This window comes from Mycolicibacterium grossiae (assembly GCF_008329645.1).
In the GTDB taxonomy this organism is placed as follows: Bacteria; Actinomycetota; Actinomycetes; order Mycobacteriales; family Mycobacteriaceae; genus Mycobacterium; species Mycobacterium grossiae.
On the sequence record NZ_CP043474.1, the window covers coordinates 1,903,143 to 1,927,322 of the forward strand.

At 72.0% G+C, this 24,180-nt stretch carries 23 protein-coding genes; 12 read left to right on the forward strand and 11 right to left on the reverse strand.

Annotation, left to right across the window (positions count from 1 at the left end):
• The first annotated feature begins 13 nt into the window (after window positions 1–13).
• Window positions 14–2,137, forward strand: a complete 2,124-nt coding sequence (pta, locus tag FZ046_RS09110; RefSeq protein ID WP_070355701.1) for a phosphate acetyltransferase — start codon at window positions 14–16, stop codon at window positions 2,135–2,137.
• Window positions 2,137–3,279 (forward strand): acetate kinase, encoded by a 1,143-nt coding sequence (locus tag FZ046_RS09115; protein WP_070355702.1) that lies wholly within the window; start codon window positions 2,137–2,139, stop codon window positions 3,277–3,279. Before pta ends, FZ046_RS09115 begins: the two co-directional genes overlap by 1 nt.
• 10 nt (window positions 3,280–3,289) lie before the next feature.
• Here FZ046_RS09115 and FZ046_RS09120 read toward each other — a convergent pair whose 3' ends face one another.
• The 4 genes from FZ046_RS09120 to glnX form a co-directional block, all read right to left on the reverse strand.
• The gene (locus FZ046_RS09120) at window positions 3,290–3,532 is read right to left on the reverse strand and encodes a long chain fatty acid-CoA synthetase (protein ID WP_099046068.1); all 243 of its coding nucleotides are present in this window, start codon (window positions 3,530–3,532) and stop codon (window positions 3,290–3,292) included.
• A 68-nt stretch (window positions 3,533–3,600) separates the two neighbouring features.
• On the reverse strand, window positions 3,601–5,847 hold the full coding sequence (locus tag FZ046_RS09125; RefSeq protein WP_083298534.1) for a serine/threonine-protein kinase PknG: 2,247 nt from the start codon (window positions 5,845–5,847) through the stop codon (window positions 3,601–3,603).
• Window positions 5,847–6,839 carry a glutamate ABC transporter substrate-binding protein gene (locus FZ046_RS09130; RefSeq protein WP_070355704.1) on the reverse strand — a complete coding sequence of 331 codons (993 nt, stop codon included), beginning with the start codon at window positions 6,837–6,839 and terminating at the stop codon, window positions 5,847–5,849. Before FZ046_RS09130 ends, FZ046_RS09125 begins: the two co-directional genes overlap by 1 nt.
• A complete protein-coding gene (gene glnX, locus FZ046_RS09135; protein WP_070355705.1) occupies window positions 6,839–8,158 on the reverse strand; it encodes a protein kinase G-activating protein GlnX in 1,320 nt (439 codons plus the stop codon). Before glnX ends, FZ046_RS09130 begins: the two co-directional genes overlap by 1 nt.
• Window positions 8,159–8,291: 133 nt before the next feature.
• On the opposite strand from glnX, the gene FZ046_RS09140 reads away from it, so the two are divergent.
• Entirely contained in the window at window positions 8,292–8,795 is a 504-nt protein-coding gene (locus FZ046_RS09140) for an NUDIX hydrolase (protein WP_070355706.1), read from the forward strand.
• Here FZ046_RS09140 and thiE read toward each other — a convergent pair.
• The gene (thiE, locus tag FZ046_RS09145) at window positions 8,779–9,462 is read right to left on the reverse strand and encodes a thiamine phosphate synthase (RefSeq protein WP_070355707.1); all 684 of its coding nucleotides are present in this window, start codon (window positions 9,460–9,462) and stop codon (window positions 8,779–8,781) included. The genes FZ046_RS09140 and thiE overlap by 17 nt on opposite strands.
• 140 nt (window positions 9,463–9,602) lie before the next feature.
• Here thiE and thiO point away from each other — a divergent pair, with 140 nt between their 5' ends.
• From thiO to FZ046_RS09185, 8 genes are read left to right on the forward strand one after another with little or no spacing between them, the layout of a single operon-like run.
• Window positions 9,603–10,616: a glycine oxidase ThiO gene (gene thiO, locus FZ046_RS09150; RefSeq protein ID WP_070355708.1), complete on the forward strand. Its 1,014-nt coding sequence runs from the start codon at window positions 9,603–9,605 to the stop codon at window positions 10,614–10,616.
• Entirely contained in the window at window positions 10,616–10,810 is a 195-nt protein-coding gene (gene thiS, locus FZ046_RS09155) for a sulfur carrier protein ThiS (protein ID WP_407664475.1), read from the forward strand. The genes thiO and thiS overlap by 1 nt, the downstream gene beginning before the upstream one ends.
• A gap of 52 nt (window positions 10,811–10,862) precedes the next feature.
• On the forward strand, window positions 10,863–11,570 hold the full coding sequence (thiG, locus tag FZ046_RS09160) for a thiazole synthase (RefSeq protein WP_407664476.1): 708 nt from the start codon (window positions 10,863–10,865) through the stop codon (window positions 11,568–11,570).
• 29 nt (window positions 11,571–11,599) lie between these two features.
• Window positions 11,600–12,343 carry an SGNH/GDSL hydrolase family protein gene (locus FZ046_RS09165; RefSeq protein ID WP_149484354.1) on the forward strand — a complete coding sequence of 248 codons (744 nt, stop codon included), beginning with the start codon at window positions 11,600–11,602 and terminating at the stop codon, window positions 12,341–12,343.
• A 13-nt stretch (window positions 12,344–12,356) separates the two neighbouring features.
• Window positions 12,357–13,268 carry an ABC transporter ATP-binding protein gene (locus FZ046_RS09170; RefSeq protein ID WP_070356422.1) on the forward strand — a complete coding sequence of 304 codons (912 nt, stop codon included), beginning with the start codon at window positions 12,357–12,359 and terminating at the stop codon, window positions 13,266–13,268.
• Window positions 13,268–14,032, forward strand: coding sequence for an ABC transporter permease subunit (locus tag FZ046_RS09175; protein ID WP_070356420.1), 765 nt, complete (start codon window positions 13,268–13,270; stop codon window positions 14,030–14,032). The genes FZ046_RS09170 and FZ046_RS09175 overlap by 1 nt, the downstream gene beginning before the upstream one ends.
• A 14-nt stretch (window positions 14,033–14,046) precedes the next feature.
• The gene (locus FZ046_RS09180) at window positions 14,047–15,570 is read left to right on the forward strand and encodes a M28 family metallopeptidase (protein ID WP_246182946.1); all 1,524 of its coding nucleotides are present in this window, start codon (window positions 14,047–14,049) and stop codon (window positions 15,568–15,570) included.
• Entirely contained in the window at window positions 15,570–16,991 is a 1,422-nt protein-coding gene (locus FZ046_RS09185) for a M28 family peptidase (protein ID WP_149484235.1), read from the forward strand. The genes FZ046_RS09180 and FZ046_RS09185 overlap by 1 nt, the downstream gene beginning before the upstream one ends.
• Here the strand turns inward: FZ046_RS09185 and ddaH are convergent.
• Window positions 16,988–17,761 carry a dimethylargininase gene (gene ddaH, locus FZ046_RS09190; protein WP_070355018.1) on the reverse strand — a complete coding sequence of 258 codons (774 nt, stop codon included), beginning with the start codon at window positions 17,759–17,761 and terminating at the stop codon, window positions 16,988–16,990. The two genes, FZ046_RS09185 and ddaH, sit on opposite strands and share 4 nt — an antisense overlap.
• 56 nt (window positions 17,762–17,817) lie before the next feature.
• On the opposite strand from ddaH, the gene FZ046_RS09195 reads away from it, so the two are divergent.
• Window positions 17,818–19,245, forward strand: a complete 1,428-nt coding sequence (locus tag FZ046_RS09195) for an HNH endonuclease signature motif containing protein (protein WP_070355017.1) — start codon at window positions 17,818–17,820, stop codon at window positions 19,243–19,245.
• Here FZ046_RS09195 and FZ046_RS09200 read toward each other — a convergent pair.
• The 5 genes from FZ046_RS09200 to FZ046_RS09220 are packed head-to-tail and all read right to left on the reverse strand — an operon-like array spanning window position 19,200 to window position 24,169.
• Window positions 19,200–20,492, reverse strand: coding sequence for a uracil-xanthine permease family protein (locus FZ046_RS09200; RefSeq protein ID WP_070355016.1), 1,293 nt, complete (start codon window positions 20,490–20,492; stop codon window positions 19,200–19,202). The two genes, FZ046_RS09195 and FZ046_RS09200, sit on opposite strands and share 46 nt — an antisense overlap.
• Before the next feature lie 19 nt (window positions 20,493–20,511).
• Window positions 20,512–21,675, reverse strand: a complete 1,164-nt coding sequence (locus FZ046_RS09205) for an APC family permease (RefSeq protein ID WP_083298447.1) — start codon at window positions 21,673–21,675, stop codon at window positions 20,512–20,514.
• Window positions 21,676–21,729: 54 nt separating this feature from the next.
• Window positions 21,730–21,996, reverse strand: coding sequence for a DoxX-related protein (locus FZ046_RS09210; RefSeq protein WP_070355014.1), 267 nt, complete (start codon window positions 21,994–21,996; stop codon window positions 21,730–21,732).
• 33 nt (window positions 21,997–22,029) lie between these two features.
• Entirely contained in the window at window positions 22,030–23,520 is a 1,491-nt protein-coding gene (locus FZ046_RS09215; protein WP_070355013.1) for a flavin-containing monooxygenase, read from the reverse strand.
• A gap of 28 nt (window positions 23,521–23,548) precedes the next feature.
• A complete protein-coding gene (locus tag FZ046_RS09220; RefSeq protein ID WP_083298446.1) occupies window positions 23,549–24,169 on the reverse strand; it encodes a septum formation family protein in 621 nt (206 codons plus the stop codon).
• Window positions 24,170–24,180 lie beyond the last annotated feature (11 nt).

Genomic DNA, 24,180 nt, shown 5'->3' on the forward strand with positions numbered 1-24,180 from the left:
GCAGGCTGGGGGCGTGGCTCAGGGCAATGAGGGCGCCGGCACCCAGTCCCGCAACACCTCCATCTACATCGCGTCGCCCGAAGGCGACACCGGCAAGTCGACCATCGCGCTGGGCATCCTGGACCGCCTGACGGCGACGGTCGCCAAGGTCGGGGTGTTCCGGCCGATCACTCGGGGTTCCGGTGAGGATCGGGACTACATCCTGGAACTGCTGCTCGCGCACACCACCGCGGGGCTCGACTACGCCGAGTGCGTCGGCGTCGACTACCAGCGGCTGCACGACGACCCCGACGCCGCGCTCGGCGACATCGTCGATCGCTACCACCAGGTGGCCGAGCAGTGCGACGCCGTGCTGATCGTGGGCAGCGACTACACCGACGTCGCCTCGCCCAGCGAGCTGAGCATGAACGCCCGCATCGCGGTGAACCTCGGTGCGCCCGTCGTCCTCGCGGTGCGGGCGGCCGACCGGACGCCCGACGAGGTGGCCCAGGTGGTGGAGCTGTGCCTGGCCGAGATCGCCCACCAGCACGCGCACACCGCGGCCGTGGTCGCCAACCGCTGCGACCCCGACCGGCTCGACGCGGTCGCCGCGGCGCTGAGTGGGATCGGCGGCAGCAGTCCCACGGACAGCGGGCTGAAGACGTACGTGCTGCCCGAGGAGCCGCTGCTGATCGCGCCGTCGGTGGCCGAGCTGCGCGACGCGGTGGGTGGCACCGTGATCAATGGCGACGCCGACCTGCTCGACCGGGAGGCGCTGGGCGTGCTCGTCGCGGGCATGACCGCCGAGCACGTGGTCGAGCGGCTCACCGACGGCATGGCGGTCATCACGCCCGGCGACCGGTCCGACGTCGTGCTGGCGATCGCGAGTGCGCATGCGGCCGAGGGCTTCCCGTCGCTGTCGGCGATCATCCTCAACGGTGGGCTGTCGCTGCACCCGGCGATCGCCAAGCTGGTGGAGGGGCTGCGGTTGCGGCTGCCGATCGTGACCACCGACCTCGGCACCTACGACACCGCGCGCACGGTGGCTCAGGCCCGCGGCCGGGTGACGGTGCGCTCGACCCGCAAGATCGACACGGCGCTGAACCTGATGGCCGAGCACGTCGACACCGCCGACCTCGTCGCGCAGCTGTCGATCCCGATGCCGTCGGTGGTGACGCCGCAGATGTTCACCTACCAGCTACTCGACCAGGCCCGCGCCGACCGCAGGCGCATCGTGCTGCCCGAGGGCGACGACGACCGGATACTGCGCGCCGCGGGCCGGCTGCTGCAGCGCGCGGTGGCCGACCTGACGATCCTCGGCGACGAACCGGCCGTGCGCGCCCGCGCCGCCGAACTCGGCGTCGACATGTCCGCGGCCACCGTGCTCGACCCGCGCACCAGCGAGCTGTGCGACCAGTTCGCCGAGCAGTACGCCGAACTGCGCAAGCACAAGGGCGTCACGGTGGAACAGGCGCGCGAGGTCATCCACGACGTCTCGTACTTCGGCACCATGCTGGTGCACAACGACCTCGTCGACGGCATGGTGTCCGGTGCGCGGCACACCACCGCCCACACCGTGCGCCCGGCGTTCGAGATCATCAAGACGCTGCCCGACGTCGACACGGTGTCGAGCATCTTCCTGATGTGCCTGGCCGACGAGGTGCTCGCCTACGGCGACTGCGCAATCGTCCCCGACCCGACCTCCGAGCAGCTCGCCGACATCGCGATCTCCTCGGCCCGCACCGCCGCCCAGTTCGGCATCACCCCGCGGGTCGCGATGCTGTCCTACTCCACCGGTACCTCCGGTACGGGTGCCGACGTCGAGAAGGTGCGCGTGGCAACGGATCTGGTGCGCGAGCGAGAACCCGACCTGCTGGTGGAGGGTCCGATCCAGTACGACGCCGCGGTCGAGCCGTCGGTGGCTCAGACCAAGATGCCCGACTCCGAGGTGGCGGGCCGCGCCACGGTGCTGATCTTCCCGGACCTCAACACCGGCAACAACACCTACAAGGCCGTGCAGCGCAGCGCGGGAGCCATCGCGATCGGCCCGGTGCTGCAGGGCCTGAACAAGCCCGTCAACGACCTGTCCCGCGGGGCACTGGTGGAGGACATCGTGAACACCGTGGCGATCACGGCGATCCAGGCGCAGGGCCGCTGATGCCGGCGACCGTGCTGGTGCTCAACTGCGGCTCGTCGTCGCTGAAGTACGCGGTCGTGCAACCGGATACGGGCCGCCAGCTGGCCGACGGCATCGTCGAGCGGATCGGTGACGCCGAGGGCGTGCCCGACCACGAGGCGGCGCTGCGGGCGGCCTTCGACCAGCTCGCCGACGCCGGCCTGCGGCTCGACGAGCTGGGTCTGGTGGCGGTCGGGCACCGCGTGGTGCACGGCGGCCCGGACCTCTACCGGCCGACCGTCGTCGACGACGCGCTGATCGCCGAGGTGCGGTCGCTGTCGGCGCTGGCGCCGCTGCACAATCCGCCCGCACTGCTCGGCATCGAGGTGGCGCGCAAGGTGCTACCCGACCTCCCGCACGTCGCGGTGTTCGACACGGCGTTCTTCCACGACCTGCCCGCAGCGGCGGCGACGTACGCCATCGACCGCGACGTCGCCGAGCAGTGGCACATCCGGCGCTACGGCTTCCACGGCACGTCGCATCAGTACGTCAGCGAGCAGGCGGCCGAGTTCCTGGGCGTGCCGGTGGCGTCGCTCAACCAGATCGTGCTGCACCTCGGCAACGGGGCGTCGGCGTCGGCCATCGTCGGCGGCCGTCCGCAGGACACCACGATGGGCCTCACCCCGATGGAGGGGCTGGTGATGGGCACCCGGTCCGGTGACGTCGATCCCGGTGTCCTGGTGTACCTCTGGCGCACCGCAGGCATGAGCGTCGAGGACATCGAGACGATGCTGAACAAGCGCTCCGGCGTGCGCGGCCTGGGCGGCGAGATCGACTTCCGGGTCTTGCACCGCCGGATCGACGAGGGCGACGCGGACGCCCGCCTCGCCTACGACGTGTACATCCACCGGCTGCGCAAGTACATCGGCGCCTACCTGGCGCTGCTGGGCAACACCGACGTCATCACGTTCACCGCGGGGGTCGGAGAGAACGACGCCGCGGTGCGCCGCGACGCGCTGAGCGGGATGGCGCCGCTGGGCATCGAACTCGACGAGCACCTCAATGCGAGCCCCGGTCGGGGAGCCCGCCGCATCTCGTTCGAGACGTCACCGGTGACGGTGCTGGTGATCCCCACCGACGAGGAACTCGCGATCGCCCGCGCCTGCGTCGGCGTGCTGGGCTGACCGCGGTGGGTCAGTCGCGCACCCAGACCGCGACGAAGTTGACCGGGATGCCGGTGCGGGCGGCGATGCACGCCCGCGCGCTCACCTCGGCGTCGGCGCGGCGCTCGACGCGCGTGACGGCGTCGATCTCGGGAATGACGACCTCGTAGCCCAGGGCATCGGGGGTCACCGTGACCTCGAACAGCTGCCCTGCCATGGGGCGCAGCGGGGCCCGGCGGACCGGGCGGGGACGGTGGGCGAGGCTCGCGCGCATGGCTGTGCTTTCTCGATCCAGGAGTGGGCCGCGGGCCAAGATACCGAGCAGGGGGCGCCGACGCCAAATCAGAAGGTACTCATGGGCCGCACGCTGTTGGCGAGGTCCACCAGCGCGTACCGGTGCGCCTGCGTGGGTGCCAGCCGGGCCAGTCCGCGCAGCGACGCCTCGACGCCGAGTTGCAACCCGTGTTCGGTGAACGGGAAGCCAAGGATGTGGTTCGTGCTGGCCTCGTTGTCCACCAGCCAGTCCATCGCCGTGCCCAGCACCAGCGCCCGGATCTGCAGCACGCGCGGCTCGCTCTCCGGCAGCGCCTCGACGCGGCGGGCGGCGTCGCGGATCTGCTGTTCGGTGATCTCGCTGCCGGAGCGGCCGGACAGCAGCGTCACCGCGCTGGTGAGCCGGGCGGTGGTGAAGTGCCGCGACGTCGGCGGGACCTGGTCGAGCGTGCGGACCGCGGCGTCGCGCTCGCCACGCGACGACTGCGCGCGCGCCAGACCGAAACCCGCGGAGATCACGCCGTTGTCGGTGCACCACACCGTGCGGTAGAACGACGACTCGTCGGCGCTGCCGGCCAGCTCGGCGGTCGCGGCGAGCGCGAGCTTGGGCGCCAGCTCGCCGGGCAGCGTGTTCAGCACCTCGAGGAAGTGCGCGGTCGCGGCGTCGTAGTCGGCCGAGAGCAGTTGCGCCACACCGCGGAACCACGACAGCCGCCACCGCCTGCCGACCCGCTCGGCGAGGTCGTCGAGCTTGCGGTTGGCCTTGGCCACGTCGCCGAGGTCCAGCAGCGCGCGGGCCTCCATCAGCGGCAGCTCGACCGACTCCGACAGATCGATGCCTTCGGACTCGAGCGTGCCGTGCCGCGCGGCGCGCAGCGAGTCGAGGGTCTGCACCGGCTGGCTGAGCACGGTGGCCGAGAGCACCGCGGCGCCGACGTCGGCCGGGTCGACCATCGGCACCGGAAGCGCCCGGACGATCTCCTGGGCGGTCAGCTTCTCCGAGTGCACCTGCCCATCGAGGTAGACGTCGGTGTGCGCCACCAGCAGGTCCACGCCGAACGTCGACCGCGACGGGCTGAACACCGTGGACAGGCCCGGGCGCGGCACCCCGGTGTCCTTGGCGACCACCTCGCGGAGCACGCCGAGCAGCTGGCTGGACATCTCCTCGGCGCTGGCGAACCGGCGCCGCGGGTCGGGATCGATGGCGCGGCGCAACAGGCGACCGAACGAATCGTATTGCGTCAGAACGGGATCGTCGTCGGGCAGCCCGTCGACGTAACGGCCCCGGCGGGTGGTGAGGTTCAGCGTCAGGGCCGCCAGCGTGCGGCCCACGGTGTAGATGTCGGTGGCCACCGTGGGCCCGGTCTTGACGATCTCCGGAGCCTGGTAGCCCGGTGTGCCGTAGAGGTAGCCGTAGGACCCGATGCGCGACACCGCGCCGAGGTCGATCAGCTTCAGCTGCTCCTCGGTGACCATGACGTTCTCGGGCTTGAGGTCGTTGTAGACCAGCCCGATCGAGTGCAGGTAGCCGAGCGCGGGCAGGATCTCCAGCATGTAGCCGATGGCCTGGGCCACCGGGAGCTTGGATCCCTTGGCCGGTTTCAGCGACCGGCCGCCGACGTACTCCATGACGATGTAGCCGACGGGGTCGCCGTGCTTGTCGTCGTGCTCGACGAAGTTGAAGATCTTGACGATCGCGGGGTGCGTCACCTCGGCCAGGAACTGGCGTTCGGCCATTGCGATCGCTTGGGCCTCGGCGTCACCGGAGTGCACCAGACCCTTCAGCACCACCGGACGGTCGTTGACGTTGGTGTCGAAGGCCAGGTAGATCCAGCCGAGCCCGCCGTGGGCGATGCAGCCCTTGATCTCGTACTGGTCGACCACCATGTCACCCGGGACCAGTTGCGGCAAGAACGAATACGGGCTGCCGCAGTGCGGGCACCAGCCCTCCGACAGCGCCCGGCCGTCCGACGACGAGCGGCCCACCGGCTTGCCGCAGTTCCAGCAGAAGCGCTTGGCCTCGGCCACCACGGGGTTGGTCATCAGCGCGGCCAGCGGGTCGCGTTCATGCACCCGCGGCACCTCGACCAGCCCGCCGCCGAGCTTGCGAATCGGTGACCACCGGCGGGTCAGGGCCGTCGTCTGATCGCTGCGCGGCTCGGTCTCGACGCTGCTGACCATGGTGCCGACCGAGTCGTCGAAATTCGGCCGGAACACCGCCTGGGTGGCCATCGGCCGCACGGTGGCCTGCGAATCGTCGTCCAGGCAGTCCGCGGGCTGCGTGCCGGGGTACTCGTCGTCGGGTTCTGCGGACATCAGCCGTCGTACCTCGGGACCGGAGGTGCGGGGGAGGGACCGAGCACCGTCAACCACTTGCGGTACAGCGTGTTCCACGTGCCGTCGCGGCGGATCCGCTCCAGCGTGCCGTTGACGAAACGGACCAGTGGCTCGTTGTCCTTGTTCACGCCGATGCCGTAGGCGCCGGAGTCCATGCTCGGTCCGACGATGTGCAGGTACGGATCCTGCGCGACCAGCCCGGCGAGGATCGAGTCGTCGGTGCTGACGGCGTCGACCTGGCGCTGCTGCAGCGCCACCAGGCAGTCGGCCCACGTCACCACCTCGACGACCACCGGCGGCGGGTCGATCCGCTGCACCCGCTTGAGCGACGTGGTGCCCTTGACCGCGCACACCCGCGTGCCCGGCAGATCGGACTCGCTGGTGATCGGGGAGTCGCGCGGTGCCAGGATGCGCTGGTCGACGGAGAGGTACTCGGTGGAGAAGTTCACCAGCTCCTTGCGCTCGCACGTGATGCTCATGGTCTTGACCACGATGTCGACCTGGTTGTTCTGCAGGGCCGCGATGCGGTCCGCCGAACTCAGGATGCGGTACTCCACCTGCGACGGCGTCCCGAAGATGTCGCGCGCCACCTCCCCGGCGATGTCGACGTCGAAGCCCGTGATCTCCCCGGTGATGGGGTCGCGGAAGCTGAACAGGTTGCTGCCGATGTCGAGGCCCACGATCAGTCTGCCCCGGTTGCGGATGGTGCGCACGGCGGCTTGGGCGTCGGCCCGGTTCGTGAACGGCCGCAGGCTCGCCGTGCAGGAGTCCTCGTCGACCTCCGGGGCGGTCACCCGCTGTGGCGGCACCTCGGCCATGCCGGCCGGCGTCGGCGGGGTGAGCATGACCGTGGGTGTGCTGACGCTCGGCGCCGACTCGCTGCACCCGGCGAGCAGCAGCACCGCGGCCAGTCCGGCGAGCGCCTTCGAGACCCTCATCAGCAGCCGTCTCTTCTTCGCGCAAGCGCTCATCAGCGGTACTCGCTGAGTCGCGGCCACAGTCCCAGCGCCACCGTGACGGCGGCCAGCACGCTGAGCGCCGCCGCACCCACCGTCGCGCCGGACAGCACGCGCCGGGCGTTGACGATGTCGTCGCGCAGCTGCTGGCGGCTCTCGCCGATGCCCTTCGTCAGCGCGGCGTCGAGCTTGTCGAATGCGGGAGTGGAGTCGTCCTCGCCGGTGCCCAGGGCCACCTGGGTCGCGGCCTGATAGTTGCCGACGGCGATGTAGGCGTTGATGCGGTCGTCGGCGGCGCGCCACCGGCGCAGCAGCTGCTCGGCGTCCGCGAGGTCGGCCTTGTCGATCGCGTCCTCGCGTCCCAGGTAGGCCGACAGCTGCTGGGCCATGGCGTCGATGCGCTGGTAGTAGGACTGCTTGCGCACGCCCTCGTCGCCGCGGCGGATCAGCGACAGCGTCTCGTCGGCGCGGGCCTGCTGCGCGGTGATTGCCATCGTGGTGACGGTCTTCAGCGACTCCGCCGCCGTGCTCTTCGCGCTGCGGCTGTCGAGCGTCGAGATGATCAGCGCGGTGCCCACCCACACGATCATGATCAACACCGCCATGCCGCCGGCGACGAACCCGATGTTGACGCGTCGCCGGGTGTGCCGCGCCAGCCACCGGTTGGCGAACACGCCGAACAGGATGGTCGCCAGCACCACCAGGATCACCGGCGCCGGGATCCTGGTCGACGCCGTGGTCTCGACGTCGACGCGCCGCGAGGTCTCCTCGTAGAGCCGCTGGGCGTCGGGGAGGATCTGCGTCTGCATCAGCGCCGACGCCTCCGACAGGTAGGAGCTGCCCACCGGGTAGCCGGCCCGGTTGTTGGTGCGGGCGGTCTCCACCAGCCCGGTGTACACGGCGAGCTGGGCGTTGATCCGGCCGAGCAGCTGCACCATGTCCTCGTCGGTGAGCCCGCTCGACGCGCGCGTAACGGCCACCGCGGCGTCGGTGATGGCCTGTTCGTAGCGCTGCCGGACGGGCCGGGGCTCGGTGCCGGCGATGAAGGCCGTCGCGGCGGCCGCGTCGGCCACCGACAACGTGGTGTACAGCTCACCCGCGGCGAAGGCCAGTGGCTCGGTGTGGTCGAGGACGGTGGTCAGCGCCTGCTGGCGGTCGTTGATCGTCGTCGACGTCGCGAAGGCACAGGCGATGACCAGGGCGGCCAGCACCACGCCGATGGTCAGGATGCGGCCGGGCGTCGTCCAGAGGAACCACCAGCGGGGGTGGGCCGGAGAGGTCGGCGACCGCGACGCCAGCGGCTCGGTCGACGGGTGCGCCAACTCCACGGTCACGGGTGCGCGGACCTCAACTTCCCAGCGGGCGGATCAAGCGTGCCAATTCTATGAAGGAATTCTAAGAGCTGTCGGCGCGACGCGAGTGCGTTCGGCGCGAAGCCGCCACCGGCGGTTCTCTATCCTGAAACCCGTGCGGGGCGACGGAGACGGCTGGGTGCTGTCGGACAGCGGTGCTCACTTCTGGGGTCGGCACGGCGCGGCGGGCCTGCTGCTGCGCGCCCCGTGGCCCGACGGCCGCACCGTCGTGCTGCTGCAGCACCGCGCGCCGTGGAGTCATCAGGGCGGGACGTGGGGACTGCCGGGCGGTGCCCGCGACAGCCACGAGACGCCCGAGGAGGCCGCAGTCCGCGAGGCGCACGAGGAGGCCGGGCTGACCGCCGCGGCCGTCACCGTCCGCACCACCGTCGTCACCTCCGAGGTGCCGGGCGCGGGCGGGCCGGCCTGGACCTACACCACGGTGATCGCCGACGCCGCCGCGCCGCTCGACACGACGCCCAACCGGGAGAGTTCGGAGCTGCGCTGGGTGGCCACCGACGAGGTCACCGCGCTGCCGCTGCACCCCGGTTTCGCCGCGAGCTGGGAGCGGCTGTCCGCATTGGTCGCCGAGATCCCGCTGCTCACCGGGCAGGACTAGCCGCCCGCAGCGCCGACTTCAGGTCCGCCGCCGCGGCGCGGGGATCCTCGGCCCCGGTGATCGCGCGCACCACCACCACCCGCGTCGCGCCGGCGGCAAGCACCTCGGGCAGTCGCTCGCCGTCGATGCCGCCGATCGCGAACCACGGCTTCGCCGACCCGGTCTGCCCGGCCGCGGTCCGGACGAGGTCGAGGCCCGGCGCCGGGCGGCCCGGCTTGGTGGGCGTCGGCCAGCAGGGGCCGACGCAGAAGTAGTCGACCTCCTCGGCCGCCGCGGCGGCGACCTGCGCGGCGTCGTGGGTGGACCGGCCGATCAGTGGGCCCGGCCCGACCACGTCGCGCGCCAGCAGCAGGGGGAGATCGTCCTGGCCGAGGTGCAGCACGTCGGCGCCCGCGGCACGCGCGATGTCGGCGCGGTCGTTGACGGCCAGCAGCGCGCCGTGCCTGCGGGCCGCGTCGGCCAGCACCTCGAGCGCCTCGAGTTCCTGGCGTGCCTCCAGCGGGCCGAACTGCCGCTCGCCCGCGGAGCCTTTGTCGCGCAACTGGATGAGGTCCACCCCGCCGCGCAGCGCCGCGTCGGCGAACTCGGCCAGGTCACCGCGCTCCCGACGGGCATCGGTGCACAGGTACAGCTGGGCGTCGGAGAGACGTTGCCGGGGTTGTCGCACGCTCGCGAGAGTAGGCTAGGCCGAACGTCACGGGAGTCCCGGGAGCAGGGACTGAGAGTGGGCGCCGACACCGAACGCGGGTGTCCCGGCCCTGACCGTCACACCTGATCCGGGTCATGCCGGCGAAGGGAGCAGGAGAGATGTCCCCGAGGAGCCTGGCCGTCGTCGGCGGCGGCGTCATCGGTCTGTCGGTGGCCCGCCGCGCGGCCCGCGACGGCTGGTCGGTGCGCGTGCACCGCGCCCCGGTGCGTGGCGCGTCGTGGGTGGCGGGCGGCATGCTCGCGCCTCACAGCGAGGGCTGGCCCGGCGAGGAGGAACTGCTCCGCATCGGCCTCGACTCGCTGCGGCTCTGGCACGACGGCTTCCTCGACGGGTTGCCCGCGGAGGTGGTGACGGCCCGCGAATCCCTGGTGGTCGCGGTCGACCGCGCCGATGTCCAGGACCTGCGGACGGTCGGGGAGTGGCTCGCCGCGCAGGGCCACCCGGTGACGCCGACCACCGCGGCGCGCGACGTGGAACCCCTGCTCGCGCACGGCATCCGGCACGGCTTCGTCGCGGCGACCGAACTGGCCGTCGACAACCGCGTGCTCGTCGACGCGCTCGAGGCGGCATGCGAGGACCTCGGCGTGGAGTGGGCGGCGCCGGTCGACGACCTGGCGGCCACCCGGGACGCCGAGGTGACGGTCCTGGCCAACGGCATCGACGCGCCCACGCTGTGGCCGGGGCTAGCCGTGCGTCCGGTGAAGGGCGAGGTGCTGCGGCTGCGCTGGCGCAAGGGCTGCATGCCGGTGCCGGACCGGGTGATCCGCGCCCGGGTGCACGGCAGGCAGGTCTATCTCGTCCCCCGCCCGGGCGGCCTGGTGGTCGGCGCGACGCAGTACGAGCACGGTCGCGACACCGCCCCGACGGTGTCCGGGGTGCGCGACCTGCTCGACGACGCCTGCGAGGTGATACCGGCGCTCGGTGAGTACGAACTCGCCGAGACCGCAGCGGGTCTGCGCCCGATGACCCCGGACAACCTGCCGATCGTCGGCAGGCTCGACGAACGCACGCTGGTGGCCACCGGCCATGGCCGCTCGGGGTTCCTGCTCGCGCCGTGGACGGCCGAACGGATCGCCGCCGAACTGACAGTGGAAGTAGGAGTGCCCTCGTGATGGTGACGGTGAACGGCGAGGAGGTGCCGGTCGACGAGAACTGTTCGGTCGGAGCGCTTCTCGAGCAGCTCGACTTTCCGGAGAAGGGGATCGCCGTCGCGCTGGACGCGACGGTGCTCCCGCGCTCGCAGTGGGACCGCACGCTGTCCGACGGCGCGACGGTGGAGGTCCTGACGGCGGTGCAGGGTGGCTGAGGTGACCGAGAAGCTGACCATCGGCGGGCGCAGCTTCGGCTCGCGGCTGATCATGGGAACCGGCGGCGCCGCGAACCTCGCCGTGCTCGAGGAGTCCCTGGTGGCCTCGGGCACCGAGCTGACCACCGTGGCCATGCGGCGCGTCGACGCCGAGACCGGCACCGGTGTCCTGGAACTGCTGAACCGCTTGGGCATCACGCCGCTGCCGAACACCGCGGGCTGCCGCGGCGCGGCCGAGGCGGTGCTGACCGCGCAGTTGGCGCGCGAGGCGCTCGGCACCGAGTGGGTGAAGCTCGAGGTGATCGCCGACGAGCGCACGCTGCTGCCCGACGCCATCGAATTGGTCCGCGCCGCCGAACGACTGGTCGACGACGGGTTCACCGTGCTGCCGTACACCAACGACGATCCGGTGCTGGCGCGTCGCCTCGAAGACGTCGGCTGCGCGGCGGTGATGCCGCTGGGGTCGCCGATCGGCACCGGGCTGGGCATCGCCAACCCGCACCACATCGAGATGATCGTCGACCGCGCCGCGGTGCCGGTGATCCTCGACGCCGGCATCGGGACCGCCAGCGACGCCGCCCTGGCGATGGAACTGGGCTGCGACGCCGTGCTGCTCGCCACCGCCGTCACCCGGGCGGCCGATCCGCCGGCCATGGCGCGGGCGATGGCCGCCGCCGTGCACGCCGGGCACCTGGCCCGGCACGCCGGCCGCATCCCCAAGCGGTTCTGGGCGCAGGCCTCGAGCCCCACCGGCCCGTGACCGGGCGCTACGTCGCCCTGGGCTCGTCGATGGCCGCGGGCCCCGGCATCCGGCCCGCCGCGCCCGGTGCGCCGCGCGGCTTGGGCCGCTCGGCCGCGAACTACCCGCACCTGGTCGCCGACCGGCTGGGTCTGGACCTCGTCGACGTCACGTTCTCCGGCGCCACCACCGCACACGTTCTGGCGGAGCACCAGCGCGGCGCGCCGCCCCAGGTGAGCGCGCTCGACGGTTCCGAGGACCTGGTCACGGTGACGATCGGCGGCAACGACGTCGGCTACGTGCCGTTCCTGTTCGCCGCCGGGCTGCCGCGCCCGGCGGCCCGGGTGCTGTCTGCGCTGCCCGTCGTCGGGGGCGCGCTGCGCGACGTGCTCGACCCGGCCGCCCGGACGGCGGCCCTGGCCGAGGTCCGCGACGCGCTCGTCGCCGTCGGCGACGCCATCCGGGCGCGGGCGCCGCGGGCCCGGGTGCTGTTCGTCGACTACCTGACGCTGCTGCCGCCCGCCGGGACACCGGCGCCGCCGTACTCGCCCGCCGAGGCGGACCTCGGCCGCCACCTGGCCGACACGCTGAAGCGTCACACCGCGTACGCCGCCTCCGCGACGGGGTGCTCGGTGGTCGCCGCCGCCGACGCCAGCAGCGACCATCACGCGTGGTCAGCGGTGCCGTGGACCACCCGGTTCGGGGTGCCGCTGCCCGGGCGGCCGGCGCCGCTGCACCCCAACGCCGCGGGCATGCGGGCCGTCGCCGACCTGATCGCCGCCGAGCTGGGCTGAGATCATGGGGCACGTGATCGAGCTGGCGGGCCTCACCAAGACCTTCGGCCGCAAACGTGCCGTCGACGACCTCACCTGCACCGTCGAGCCCGGCGTGGTGACGGGCTTCCTGGGCCCGAACGGCGCGGGCAAGACCACCACCATGCGGATGATCCTCGGCCTGGACCGGCCGACCTCCGGCACGGCCACCATCGACGGGAGGCGCTACCGCGACCTCACTGAGCCGCTGCGCACGGTCGGCGCGCTGCTCGACGCCAAGCAGGTGCACCCCAGCCGCTCCGCGCGCAACCACCTGCGCTGGTTGGCCGCGAGCAACCGCATCCCCGTCACCCGCGTCGACGAGGTGCTCGAGATCGTCGGGCTGGAGTCCGCGGCCGACACCAGTGCGGGGACGCTGTCGCTGGGCATGGGGCAGCGGCTCGGCATCGCCGCGGCGCTGCTGGGCGATCCGCCGGTGCTGCTGTTCGACGAGCCGGTCAACGGCCTCGACCCCGAGGGCATCCGCTGGGTGCGCACCTTGATGCGGGCACTGGCGGCCGAGGGGCGCACGGTGTTCGTCTCGAGCCACCTGCTCGCCGAGATGGCCAACACCGCCGACCGGCTGGTGGTGATCGGCCGCGGCCGGCTCATCGCGTCGACGACGGTCACCGAGTTCATCGCCGGGTCCGGCGCCAGCGTCGTGCGGGTGCGCAGCCCGCAGCTCGACGCGCTGCTCGAGCTGCTCTCCAACGCGGGCATCGACACCCGCGTCGAGGCCAACGGCAGCACGCTCGCGGTCCGCGGCGCGGCCATCGAGGTGATCGGCGAGCTGGCCGCCCGCAACGCGATCACGCTGCACGAACTCAGCACGCAACGCGCGTCGCTGGAGGAGGCCTACCTGAAGCTCACCGACGACGACGTCGAGTACCGGACGGCGGCGCGCTGATGACCACCGGGCTGACCTCGACGCTGCACTCCGAGCGCATCAAGTTCACCAGCATCCGGTCGCCGCTGTGGACGGCGCTGGCCGCGGCGGTGCTGAGCCTCGCCGTCGCCGTCCTGCAGGGCGCGACGGCCTACGGCGCGGCGGGCATCCGGCCGCAGCAGGCGGCGATGGGCGTGGCGGTGTTCGCCGTCCCGCTGCTGATGGTGGTGTCCGCGCTGACGGTCACCGGCGAGTACCGCAGCGGCACCATCCGGTCCACCTTCGCCGCGACCCCGCAGCGAGCCGTGGTGGTTGCCGCGAAAGCCATTGTCGCGGCGTCGTTCTCGGCCGTCGTCATCGCGGCCACCACGGTGGCGTGCATCGCGGTGGCCCGCGTCGCCGCGGATCCACTGGTGGGGGCGGGACTCTCACTCGCCCTGCCGGCGACGTGGCGGCTGGTGGTCGCGCTGGCGGTGTACGCCGCGGTCGCGGCGGTCCTGGGCGTGGCGGTCGGCGTGCTCCTGCGGCATGCGGCCGGAGCGGTGGCGGTGCTGCTGCTGTGGCCGCTGGTGATCGAGCCGATCCTCGGCAACCTGCCGAACCTCGGGCCGAGGGTGGGCCCGTTCCTGCCGTTCCTCAACGCGTTCGTCTTCACCGACGTGCAGTGGCTCTATCCGACGTACCCGATGCCGTGGGGACCGTTCGCGTCGCTGATCTACTTCGCCGTGGTGGTCGGCGTCGTGCTGGCCGCCGCCACCGCATCGGTGCACCGGCGCGACGCGTGACTAACGTGGGTCGGGTGCGACGGACGACGGCGGTGGCGGGGCGGAACTCACGGATCGCGGTGGCGCTCCTGACGGTGGCGGTGACCGGTCTGGCCGGCTGCGGCCGGTCGGGGCAGCCGGAGGAGAAGCCCGAGGCCGCGCCGCCCGCGGCGTCGCAGCCCGCCGCCGACTTCGCCGTGGGACAGCAGAACAAGGTGACCGTCGACGCGATGATGGCGCACCTGGGCAAGCTGCAGGAGATCGCCGACGCGAACGGCGGCAACCGTGCACTCGGGACGCCGGGCTATCAGGCCAGCGTCGACTACGTCGCCGGAGTGTTGCGGGACAAGGGCTTCGACGTCGCCACCGATGAGTTCGAGGTGCGGCTGCCGTTCGCCGACGAGCCGGCGTTGACCGCCGACGGCAATCCGGTGAAGGCCGCCGCGCTGAACTACACCATCGGTACCCCGCCCGAGGGCGTCACCGGCCGGCTGGTGCCCGCGCCCGCCGAACCGACGCCGGGCTGCACGGCCGCCGACTACGACGGTCTGCAGGTCCGCGGCGCCGTCGTGCTGGTCGACCGCGGGTCGTGCCCGTTCGGCGTCAAGCAGCAGGTGGCGGCCGAGAAGGGCGCCGCCGCCCTGATCGTCGCCAACACCGACGACGAGCCGATCGGCGCGACGTTGGGCGCCACCACCGACGTCGAGATCCCGGTGGTGGGGATCGGCAAGTCCGACGGGGCGAAGCTGCGGGCGGTGCCCGCGAACATGTCGCTCAAGCTCAACGCCGGCGTGCGAACCGAACGCACCCGCAACGTCGTCGCGCAGACCAAGACCGGGGACACGCACAACGTCGTCATGGCCGGCGCGCACCTGGACTCGGTGCCGGAGGGCCCGGGCATCAACGACAACGGTTCCGGGGTGGCGGCGGTGCTGGAGACCGCGGTGCAGCTCGGCAGTTCGCCGCCGGTGCGCAACGCCGTCCGGTTCGGCTTCTGGGGCGCCGAGGAACTCGGGCTCATCGGGTCGACGAAGTACGTCGAGTCGCTCGACGTCGAGGCGCTCAAGGACATCGCGCTGTATCTCAACTTCGACATGCTGGGCTCGCCGAACCCGGGATACTTCACCTACGACGGTGACCAGTCCGCGCCGCCGACGCCTGCGGTGCCCCGGGTGCCGGAGGGCTCGGCCGGCATCGAGCGGATGCTGGCCGCGTACCTCGGCGGTGCGGGAAAACCCGCCCAGGACACCGACTTCAACGGTCGCAGCGACTACGACGCCTTCACCCAGGCCGGTGTGCCCGCCGGCGGGTTGTTCGCCGGGGCAGAGGACAACAAGACCGCCGAGCAGGCCGACCTGTGGGGCGGGCAGGCCGACAAGCCCTTCGACCCGAACTACCACAAGCCCGGCGACACGATCGAGAACATCGACCGCACCGCATTGGAGATTCAGGGCCGCGGGGTCGCGTACGCGCTGGGGCTGTACGCCCAGGACCTCTCCGGGCGCAACGGCGTGCCGATCCGCGAGGACCGGACCCGGCACCGGGTCTCCGAGCAGTGATGCGGCGCGGCGCGGTGCTGGGTGCCGTCGTCGCGCTGACCGTGGCGGCGTGCGGATCCGCCGACCCGGCGCCGGCCCCGGCCGCCGACCCGGGGCGCGTACTGGCCGACGCCGTCACCGTCGACGCCATGATGGGCCACCTGCAGCGGCTGCACGACATCGCGGCCGCCCACGGCGGCTCGCGCGCCGACGGCACGCCGGGCTACGACGCCAGTGTCGACTACGTCGCGACGGTGCTGCGGGACAACGGGTTCGACGTCGAGCTGGCCGACTTCGAACGGGTGGTGCTGGCGGCACCGGGCAGACCGACGCTGACGGTCGCCGGGCGAGCGCTGCCCGTCGACCAGGCGTCGCTGCTCACCCCGACCCCGCGCGAGGGACTTCAGGCCCGCACGCAGCGCCCGCGCCGGGCCGCCGGGTGCACCACCGCCGACTACGGCGACGCGACGGTGCGGGGTGCGCTAGCGGTCGTCGACGACACCGGCTGCTCACTGGTGGAGAAGCAGAACGTGGCCAGTGACGAGGGCGCCGTCGGGCTCCTGGTCGTCAGCGAGGGCGGCGTGCCGGGACTGTTCACGCCCGGGTACTACCAGCAGCTCAAGGCGCCGGTCGCCGTGATCGGCCGGGACGTCGACGCACAGCTGCGCCGCACGTCGTCGCCCGTGCGCCTGGTGCTCGACGCGAAGGCCGGCACCGTGCGTTCGCGAAACGTGCTGGCACAGACGAAGACCGGTGACGTGCACCGCGTCGTCGTCGCGGGCGCGCACCTGGACTCCGCGCCGGACAGTCCCGGCATCAACGCCGATGGCTCCGGCGTGGCGGCGGTACTCGCGACGGCGGCGGCGCTCGGTGCCTCGCCCGGCGTCACCAACGCGGTGCGGTTCGCGTTCTGGGGTGCGGGCGAGGCGGGCGGCGAGGGTGCGGCCAAATACGTGGCGGGCCTAGGCGGTGACGGCGTGGCCGACCTCGCGATGTACCTCGACGTCGACCAGATCGGCTCGACCAACCCCGGCTACTTCACCTACGACGGCGACCAGTCGGGTGCCGCCAACCCGCAGGTGCCTGCGGCTGCCGTGCCGGCCGGGTCGGCCGGCATCGAGCGCACGCTCGCCGGCTACCTCAACCTCGCCGGGGTGCGGCCCGCCGACGTGCCGCTCGGTCGCAGCGGCGACTACGCGCCGTTCCTCGCCGCCGGCGTGCCGATCGGCGGCGTGACCACCGCCGCCAGTGGCCGCAAGACCGACGTGCAGGCGCGGCTGTGGGGTGGGCAGGCGGGGCGACCGTTCGACCCGAACTACCGGACGCCGCGCGATGACGTGACCAACGTCGACCGCGACGCCCTCGCGATCGTGGGTCCCGCGGTGGCGTTCGCGGTCGGGACGTACGCCCGGTCGACCGACGGGCGCAACGGCGTGCCCTAGCGGCGCAGGCGCACCGACAGGCAGGTGACGCAGCCCTCCAGCTTCTCGAACTCCGAGATGTCGACCGCGACGACGCGGTAGCCGCGGGACTCGAGCAGTTCCCTGGTGCGGGGTGCGGCGGCCGACAGCAGCAGGGTGTCGTCGCCGAGCAGGACGACGTGCGCGCCGGCTTCCTCGGGGACGGCGAGGAAGTGCTCGCCCCAGATGCCGGGGTCGTCGACGAGCGGCTCGTAGCCGATGACCGTGCCGTCCGGCAGCGCCGTCACCGCGGACTTCAGGTGCAGTACCCGCGACAGCGGAACCGCGACCACGTTGGCGCCCAGGGGCTGTAGGTGGGCGCGGAGTTGTTCGGCGCCTTCGTCGTTCGTGCGGCCCCCGACGCCGACCCAGACCATGCCGCCGTGCTTGAGGACGTCGCCGCCGTCGAGGGTGCCGGGCGCCTCGATGCGGACGATGCGGTAGCCCTGCTCGCGCACGGCGTCCTCGGCGGCCGAGATCTCCGGCCAGCGCTCCTCGGCGCCGGGGCGGCAGATCACCGCGAGGTCGCCGTAGACGACCATGGTGTCCTCGACGAACACGGCGTCGGGGCAGTCGGGCGCGGCCGGCACCTCGCTGGTGGTCCAGCCGGCGGCGTGCAGGGCGGAGACGTAGTCGTTCCACTGCCGCTCCGCCAGGTCCACGTCGACGTGCTCGCTGCGCTCGATGTGGGTGACCAGGCCGTGGGCCAGCAGGGGGGAGGGGCGTCGGATCAACGCGTGACGGGCGAGCATGGCGCAATGGTGTCACGGGCACATTCCTGTCGGTGCTCCCACCTACAATCGAACACGTGTTCGCATGGACGCCACCTGCCGAAGGAGCCGCGCTGCTCGCGCGTGCCGCCGAGGCGGCGCGTGCGGAGGCATCGGCGGCCGCCGCCCGGCTCGATGCGGTCGGTGCGTTCGTCGACGCGTGCACGAGCGCCGCGGGCGGTGCCACCGAGGAGTGGGCGGTCGACGTGGTGGCGGCCGCCGCGGCGGAGGTGGCTGCCGCGCTGCGGATCTCGCAGGGCCTCGCGGAATCCCAGGTGCGCTACGCCGAGGCGCTGCGCCACCGGCTACGCGAGCTGGGCGCCCGCTTTGCCGCCGGCGACGTCTCCGAGGCGGCGTTCCGGGCGGCCGTCTTCCGCACCGGGCTGATCGAGGACGCCGAGATCCTGGCGCGCGTCGACGCGACGCTGGCCCGCCGCATGCCGACGTGGGGGTCCGCCGGTCGCAGGGAGATCGACAAGCGCATCGACCGAGTGGTGGCCAGGGTGGACCGCGACGCCGTGCGCCGCCGCAAGGACTTCGTTGGGGGCCGCGGCGTCACCATCTCGCAACTCGTCGACGGGCTGAGTGAGGTGCACGCGACCGTGTACGCCACCGACGCCGAGGCGATCGCGCAGCGGATCGCCGCACTCGAACGGTCCGTGTGCGACGCGGATCCGCGTACCGCCGCCGAACGCCGCGCCGACGCGCTGGCCGTCGCAGCCCTCGGCGGTGACCGGCTGTCCTGCCGGTGCGACCTCGACGGGTGCACGGCCGGGGGTCGGGTCGTCGGCCCGGTCGTGGTCCACGTGGTCACCGACCAGGCGACCCTCGACGGTTCGGGTGACGGTGGAGCCGTCGTCCCGGGCTACGACGGACTGTTCCCGGCGGACCTCGTGGCCGAGATCGCCGCCGAGGCGAAGCGACGCCCGCTGCTGCCCCCGACCTCCGAACCCGAGCCGCGGTACCGCCCGTCGAGCCGGTTGGCGGAGTGGGTCCGCTGGCGAGACCTGACCTGCCGGTTCCCGAATTGCGACGTACCCGCGCACGGCTGCGACCTCGACCACACCGTCCCGTACGGCGACGGCGGGTCGACGCGGGCGTCGAACCTAAAGTGCCTGTGCCGTTTTCACCATCTCGTCAAGACGTTCTGGGGCTGGCGTGACGAGCAGTTCGACGACGGCACCGTGCTGTGGACTGCGCCGACGGGCGTCCGCTACGTCACCGTCCCGGGCGGTGTCGCGTTGTTCGGCGGGCTGGCCGCGCCGGGGACCGCGACGCCTGCGCCGAGCCCCGAGGGCCCGTGCACCGACCGGACCGCGATGATGCCGCACCGCCGCCGGAGCCGACGCCAACAACGGGCGGCCGACGTCCTCGCCGAGCGCACCGCCAACCACCGCGCCCGGATGGAGCGGCTGCGACGCTATGCCGGGGGCGGCACCCGTGACGGCACGCCACCACCGTTCTGAGCGGCGGTGCGGAAGCCCAGCGCCCGCATGCCGTGGTAGACCACCAGCGCGGCGATCGATCCCAGGGCGATGCCGGTGAACGTGAGATCCCCGGCTGTCCAGGTGAAGTCGGCGATGCCGATGATGAGCGGGATGGCCGCCGTCATCTGATTGATCGGCAGGCCGAAGTCGACGTGGTTGGTGAGCCAGATGCGGATGCCGAGCACCCCGACGAGCCCGTAGAGCACGACGGTGGCGCCGCCGAGCACGCCGGCGGGAATGGCGGAGATCAGCGCACCGATCTTCGGGCACATCGCCAGCACGATCGCCACCACGGCCGCCACCCAGTACGCCGCGGTCGAGTACACCCGGGTGGCCGCCATGACACCGATGTTCTCCGCGTACGTCGTGGTGGCCGAGCCGCCGCCCAGCCCGGCCAGCGTGGTGGCGACGCCGTCGGCGGCGATCGCGCGCCCCAGCAGCGGGTCGGTGTCGGTGGCGGTCATCTGCCCGACCGACTTCACGTGGCCGATGTTCTCGGCCAGCAGGGCGATCACCGCGGGCAGGAACAGCGGCAGCACCGCGAGGGAGAAGGTGGGCGTGGTGAAGTCGGGCAGGCCGATCCAGGCCGCGGAGTCGATGGCCGCCTTGGCGGCGGGGTCGACGTCGTCGAGGATCCACGCCAGCACGTAGCCCAGCACCACGGCGATGAAGATCGCCAGGCGGCCGATGATGCCGCGGAAGAACGCCAGCGTCGCGACCAGCAGCACCAGCGTCACGATGGCGACCAGCGGGCCCTTCTCGAAGTTGGCCTTGGCCGCAGGGGCCAGGTTGAACCCGATCAGCGCCACCACGGCGCCCGTCACCACCGGTGGCAGTGCCGCGTTCAGCCAGCGCGTCCCGACGACGTGCACCACGCCGCCGACGACGACGAGCACCAGGCCGAGCGCCACCAGTCCGCCGAGCGCACCGCCCGGGCCCTGCGAGCCGACGGCCGCCACCACTGGCGAGATGACGGCGAAGCTCGACCCGAGGTAACTCGGCAGGCGGTTGCCGGTGATGATCAGGAACAGGATCGTGCCGATGCCGGAGAACAGCAGCGTCGTGGCGGGCGGGAACCCGGTGAGCACCGGGACCAGGAACGTCGCGCCGAACATCGCCACCACGTGCTGTGCGCCGATGCCGATCGTCCGTGGCCAGCTCAGCCGCTCGTCGGGTGCGACGACCACGGCGTCGCGGGCCACGGGGGTCCAGCGCAAAGCGTTCACGAATGGGAACTACACACCATCACGGGGCGGTGTGCACGCCGATCCGGCGGCGCACGCCGAACGCCAGCGCGCCGAGCAGCACCACCGCGGCCCCGGACAGCACCGCGGCCGTCGGCAACGCGAACGCGACCACCACGCAGCCGATCAGCCCGATGGTCGGCACCACGCGGCGCCCGAGGGTGAACGCCGAGGCGTTGGCGATCGCGTAGTAGACCAAGACCGCGAACGACGAGAAGCCGATCGCCCCGCGGACGTCGACCAGCGCCACGACGACGGCGACCACGACGCCCACGGCGATCTCGGCGCGGTAGGGCGTGTCGAACCGGGGGTGGATGGCCGCCAGCGTGCCCGGCAGATGCCGATCACGGGCCATGGCCAGCGTCGTGCGCGAGACGCCCAGGATGAGTGCGAGCAGCGACCCGAGGGCGGCGACCACCGCGCCGACCCGGACGACGGGTGCGAGCCCGGGATGGCCGGCCGCCGTGACCGCGTCGGCCAGCGGCGCCGTCGCCGACGCCAGGCCCGAGGCGCCCAGTGCGGACAGCACCGTCACCGCCACCGCCGCGTAGACCACCAGCGTGATGGTCAGCGCGGTGCTGATGGCCCGGGGGATGACGGTCGCGGGGTCGCGGACCTCCTCGCCGAGCGTCGCGATCCGGGCGTACCCGGCGAACGCGAAGAACAGCAGCCCGGCCGACTGCAGCACCCCGCCCACGCCGACGCTGCCCTGAAACGTCGTCGAGCCGATGCGGCCCGGGTCGACGGCGACCACGACGACCATCACGAGGACGGCGAGCACCACGGCCACGATGACGCGGGTCAGCAGCGCCGACTTCTGGACGCCGGCCACGTTGACCGCCGTCAGGGCGAGCACGGCGGCGACGGCGACGGCGTTCGCGTGCGCCGGCCACGCGTAGGCGCCGACGGTGAGGGCCATCGCCGCACACGACGCCGTCTTGCCGACCACGAAGCTCCAGCCCGCCGCGTGACCCCAGAACGGGCCCAGGCGCTCCCGGCCGTACACGTAGGTGCCGCCGGACTGGGGGTAGCGGGCGGCCAGCCGGGCCGACGACGTCGCGTTGCAGTACGCCACCAGCGCCGCAATGGCCAGGCCGAGCGGCAGCCAGCTCCCCGCGGCGGCCGCGGCGGGCGCCATGGCGACGAAGACGCCCGCCCCGATCATCGAACCGAGGCCGATGACGACGGCGTCGAACGTGCCGAGGCGGCGCTTCACCGCCTAACGGTTGCGGACGATGTTGATCGCGAGATACGCGCCGTAGCCGACGAGGCCGGCGAGGGCCAGCTTGCGGGTGGCGGGCACGGCGATCCCGAGGCCGATCGCCGTCTCCAGCCCACCGTTGACGTAGATGAACTTCTGAGTGTCACGCGGAAAGGCATTGCGGGTGATCGACTCGAACGCGTCCGGCTTGACGAAGTGCGCCACCCCGGTGCCGGCGACGGCGAGTCCGGCGATGGTTGCGGCCTTCGAATTCTGTTCTGGCACGGTGAAACCCTTCTCTGCTACGGGCGAATCGGATCAGGCGATGCGGTAGTCGTCGAGCGGGAACTCGGAGGCCTCCCGGATGGCGGTCTGCGTCGACATCGGTCGCAGCAGGCTCGGCTCACCCTGGGGATTGAAGTAGTAGGACCGTGACGAGGTGCAGTTGCCGATCGTCCACAGCGAGCCGCCGAGCAGTTCGGTCATGCGGTCGAGGTAGGCGGCGTTGGCCTCCTCGGTGACCTCGAACGTCGTCGCGCCGCGGCGCTTCACCTCGCCGAACAGCCGCTCCATCAACCGCATCTGGTATTCCATCGTGTTGAAGAAGTTCAAGCCGAGGAACGCATACGGGCTGGCGAGACTGAGGTAGTTCGGGAAGTACGGCATGGAGACGCCCTGGTAGGCCTGGAAACGCGTGTCGCGCCACCACTTCCCGAGGTTGCGGCCCTCGCGGCCGATGACCTCGATGGCCGGGAAGTTGGCCTCCCACAGGTCGAAGCCGGTGGCCAGCACCAGGGTGTCGATCTCGGTCTTGGTGCCGTCGGCGTTGACGATGCCGTCGGTCGTGACGTGGTCGATGCCGGCGTCCTGCAGGTGCACGTGCGGCTTGGTGAACGCGCGGAAGTACTTGTTGGAGAACGTCGGTCGCTTGCAGCCGATGTCGTAGTCCGGCGTCAGCCTGCGCCGCAGGTCCTTGTCCCGGATCTGGATGAACTGGTGGATCTTGCACAGGTCCATCGCCGAGATGTTGAGCCGCCGGAAGAACGGCACCCGGTAGTTCACCACGCCGACGGTGATCATCGCCTCGTAGATCGTGTCGGTGATGGCGCGGACGATGCGCTGGGTGAACGGGATCCGCGCGAAGATCCGCTTGGTGCGCTCGGAGAACTCCAGGTCGACCTTGGGCGCGACCCAGATGGGCGTGCGCTGGTAGACGGTCAGCTCGGCGGCCGACGCCGCGAGTTCGGGGATGAGCTGCACGGCGGTGGCGCCGGTGCCGATGATCGCGATGCGCCGCCCGCGGGGATCGAAGTCGTCGTCCCACTCGGTCGTGTGGATGACGGTGCCCGCGTAGTCGGCGATGCCCGCGATGTCGGGCACCTTCGGCTGGGACAGGAAGCCGGTGGCGGTCAGCAGGTAGGTGGCCGTCAGCGTCGAGCCGTCCCCGAGCGCGACGCGCCACACCGAGGCGTCCTCGTCCCAGCGCGCGCCCTGCACCACGGTGGAGAAGCGGATGTGCTTGCGCACGTCGTACTTGTCGGCGACGTGATCGGCGTACCGCTTGATCTCCGGGCCGGGAGTGAACAGGCGCGACCAGTTCGGGTTCGGCTCGAAGAAGTAGGAGTACGTCGTGGTGGGGACGTCGACGGCGAGACCCGGGTAGTGGTTGACGTACCAGGTGCCGCCGAGGTCGTCCTCGCGCTCGAGGATGACGAAGTCATCGATGCCCAACCGCTTGAGCTGGATGGCCGCGCCGATGCCGGCGAAACCGGCGCCCACGATGACCGCGTCGTGCTGCTCCGAAGTCATGGAAGGACGGTACCAGGGGTAACGGCTACTACTTCAGCGTGCCGGTGCGCGGCTGGTCGAACGTGGCGATGCACGTCACGGCGCGGTCGCCGACGTCCCAGGTCTCCTTCGTCGGGTACAGGACGAACACCCCGACCGTCTCGTCGAGCATCGCGTCGGGGGAGTAGGTCGCCAGCTCCTCGGGGCACTTGTTCTGCCACTCGTCGATCGCCGCCGCGCCCGGGTAGTCGCCGTCGGGCATGTTCAGCACGGCGTACACCTCGCCGCCGTGCGGCTTGGCGCAGTCGACCGTCGGCAGGGTCATGATGCGCGACTCGGTCGGCACGTCGGTGATGCAGCTGCCGACCTGGACGTCGGTGGCCACGACGCGGTCCTTGAAGGCGAATGTCAGGACCGCGACGACGCCGATGCCGACCACGGCCAGTACGCCGACGACGACCAGGGCGATGATGAGCGGCTTCTTCGACTTCTTCGGCGGCGGCTGCGGCGGGTAGCCCTGCGGGTACGGCGTCCCGTAGGGACCCTGCTGGTAGGGCAGCGGCGGGGGAGGCGGGGGCGGGTAGCCCGGCTGCTGCGGATACCCCGGACCGTACGGCGGCGGCGGCTGCTGCCCGTAGGGCTGGTTCGGGTCTCCGGACGGCCAGGTCACCACCGGAACAT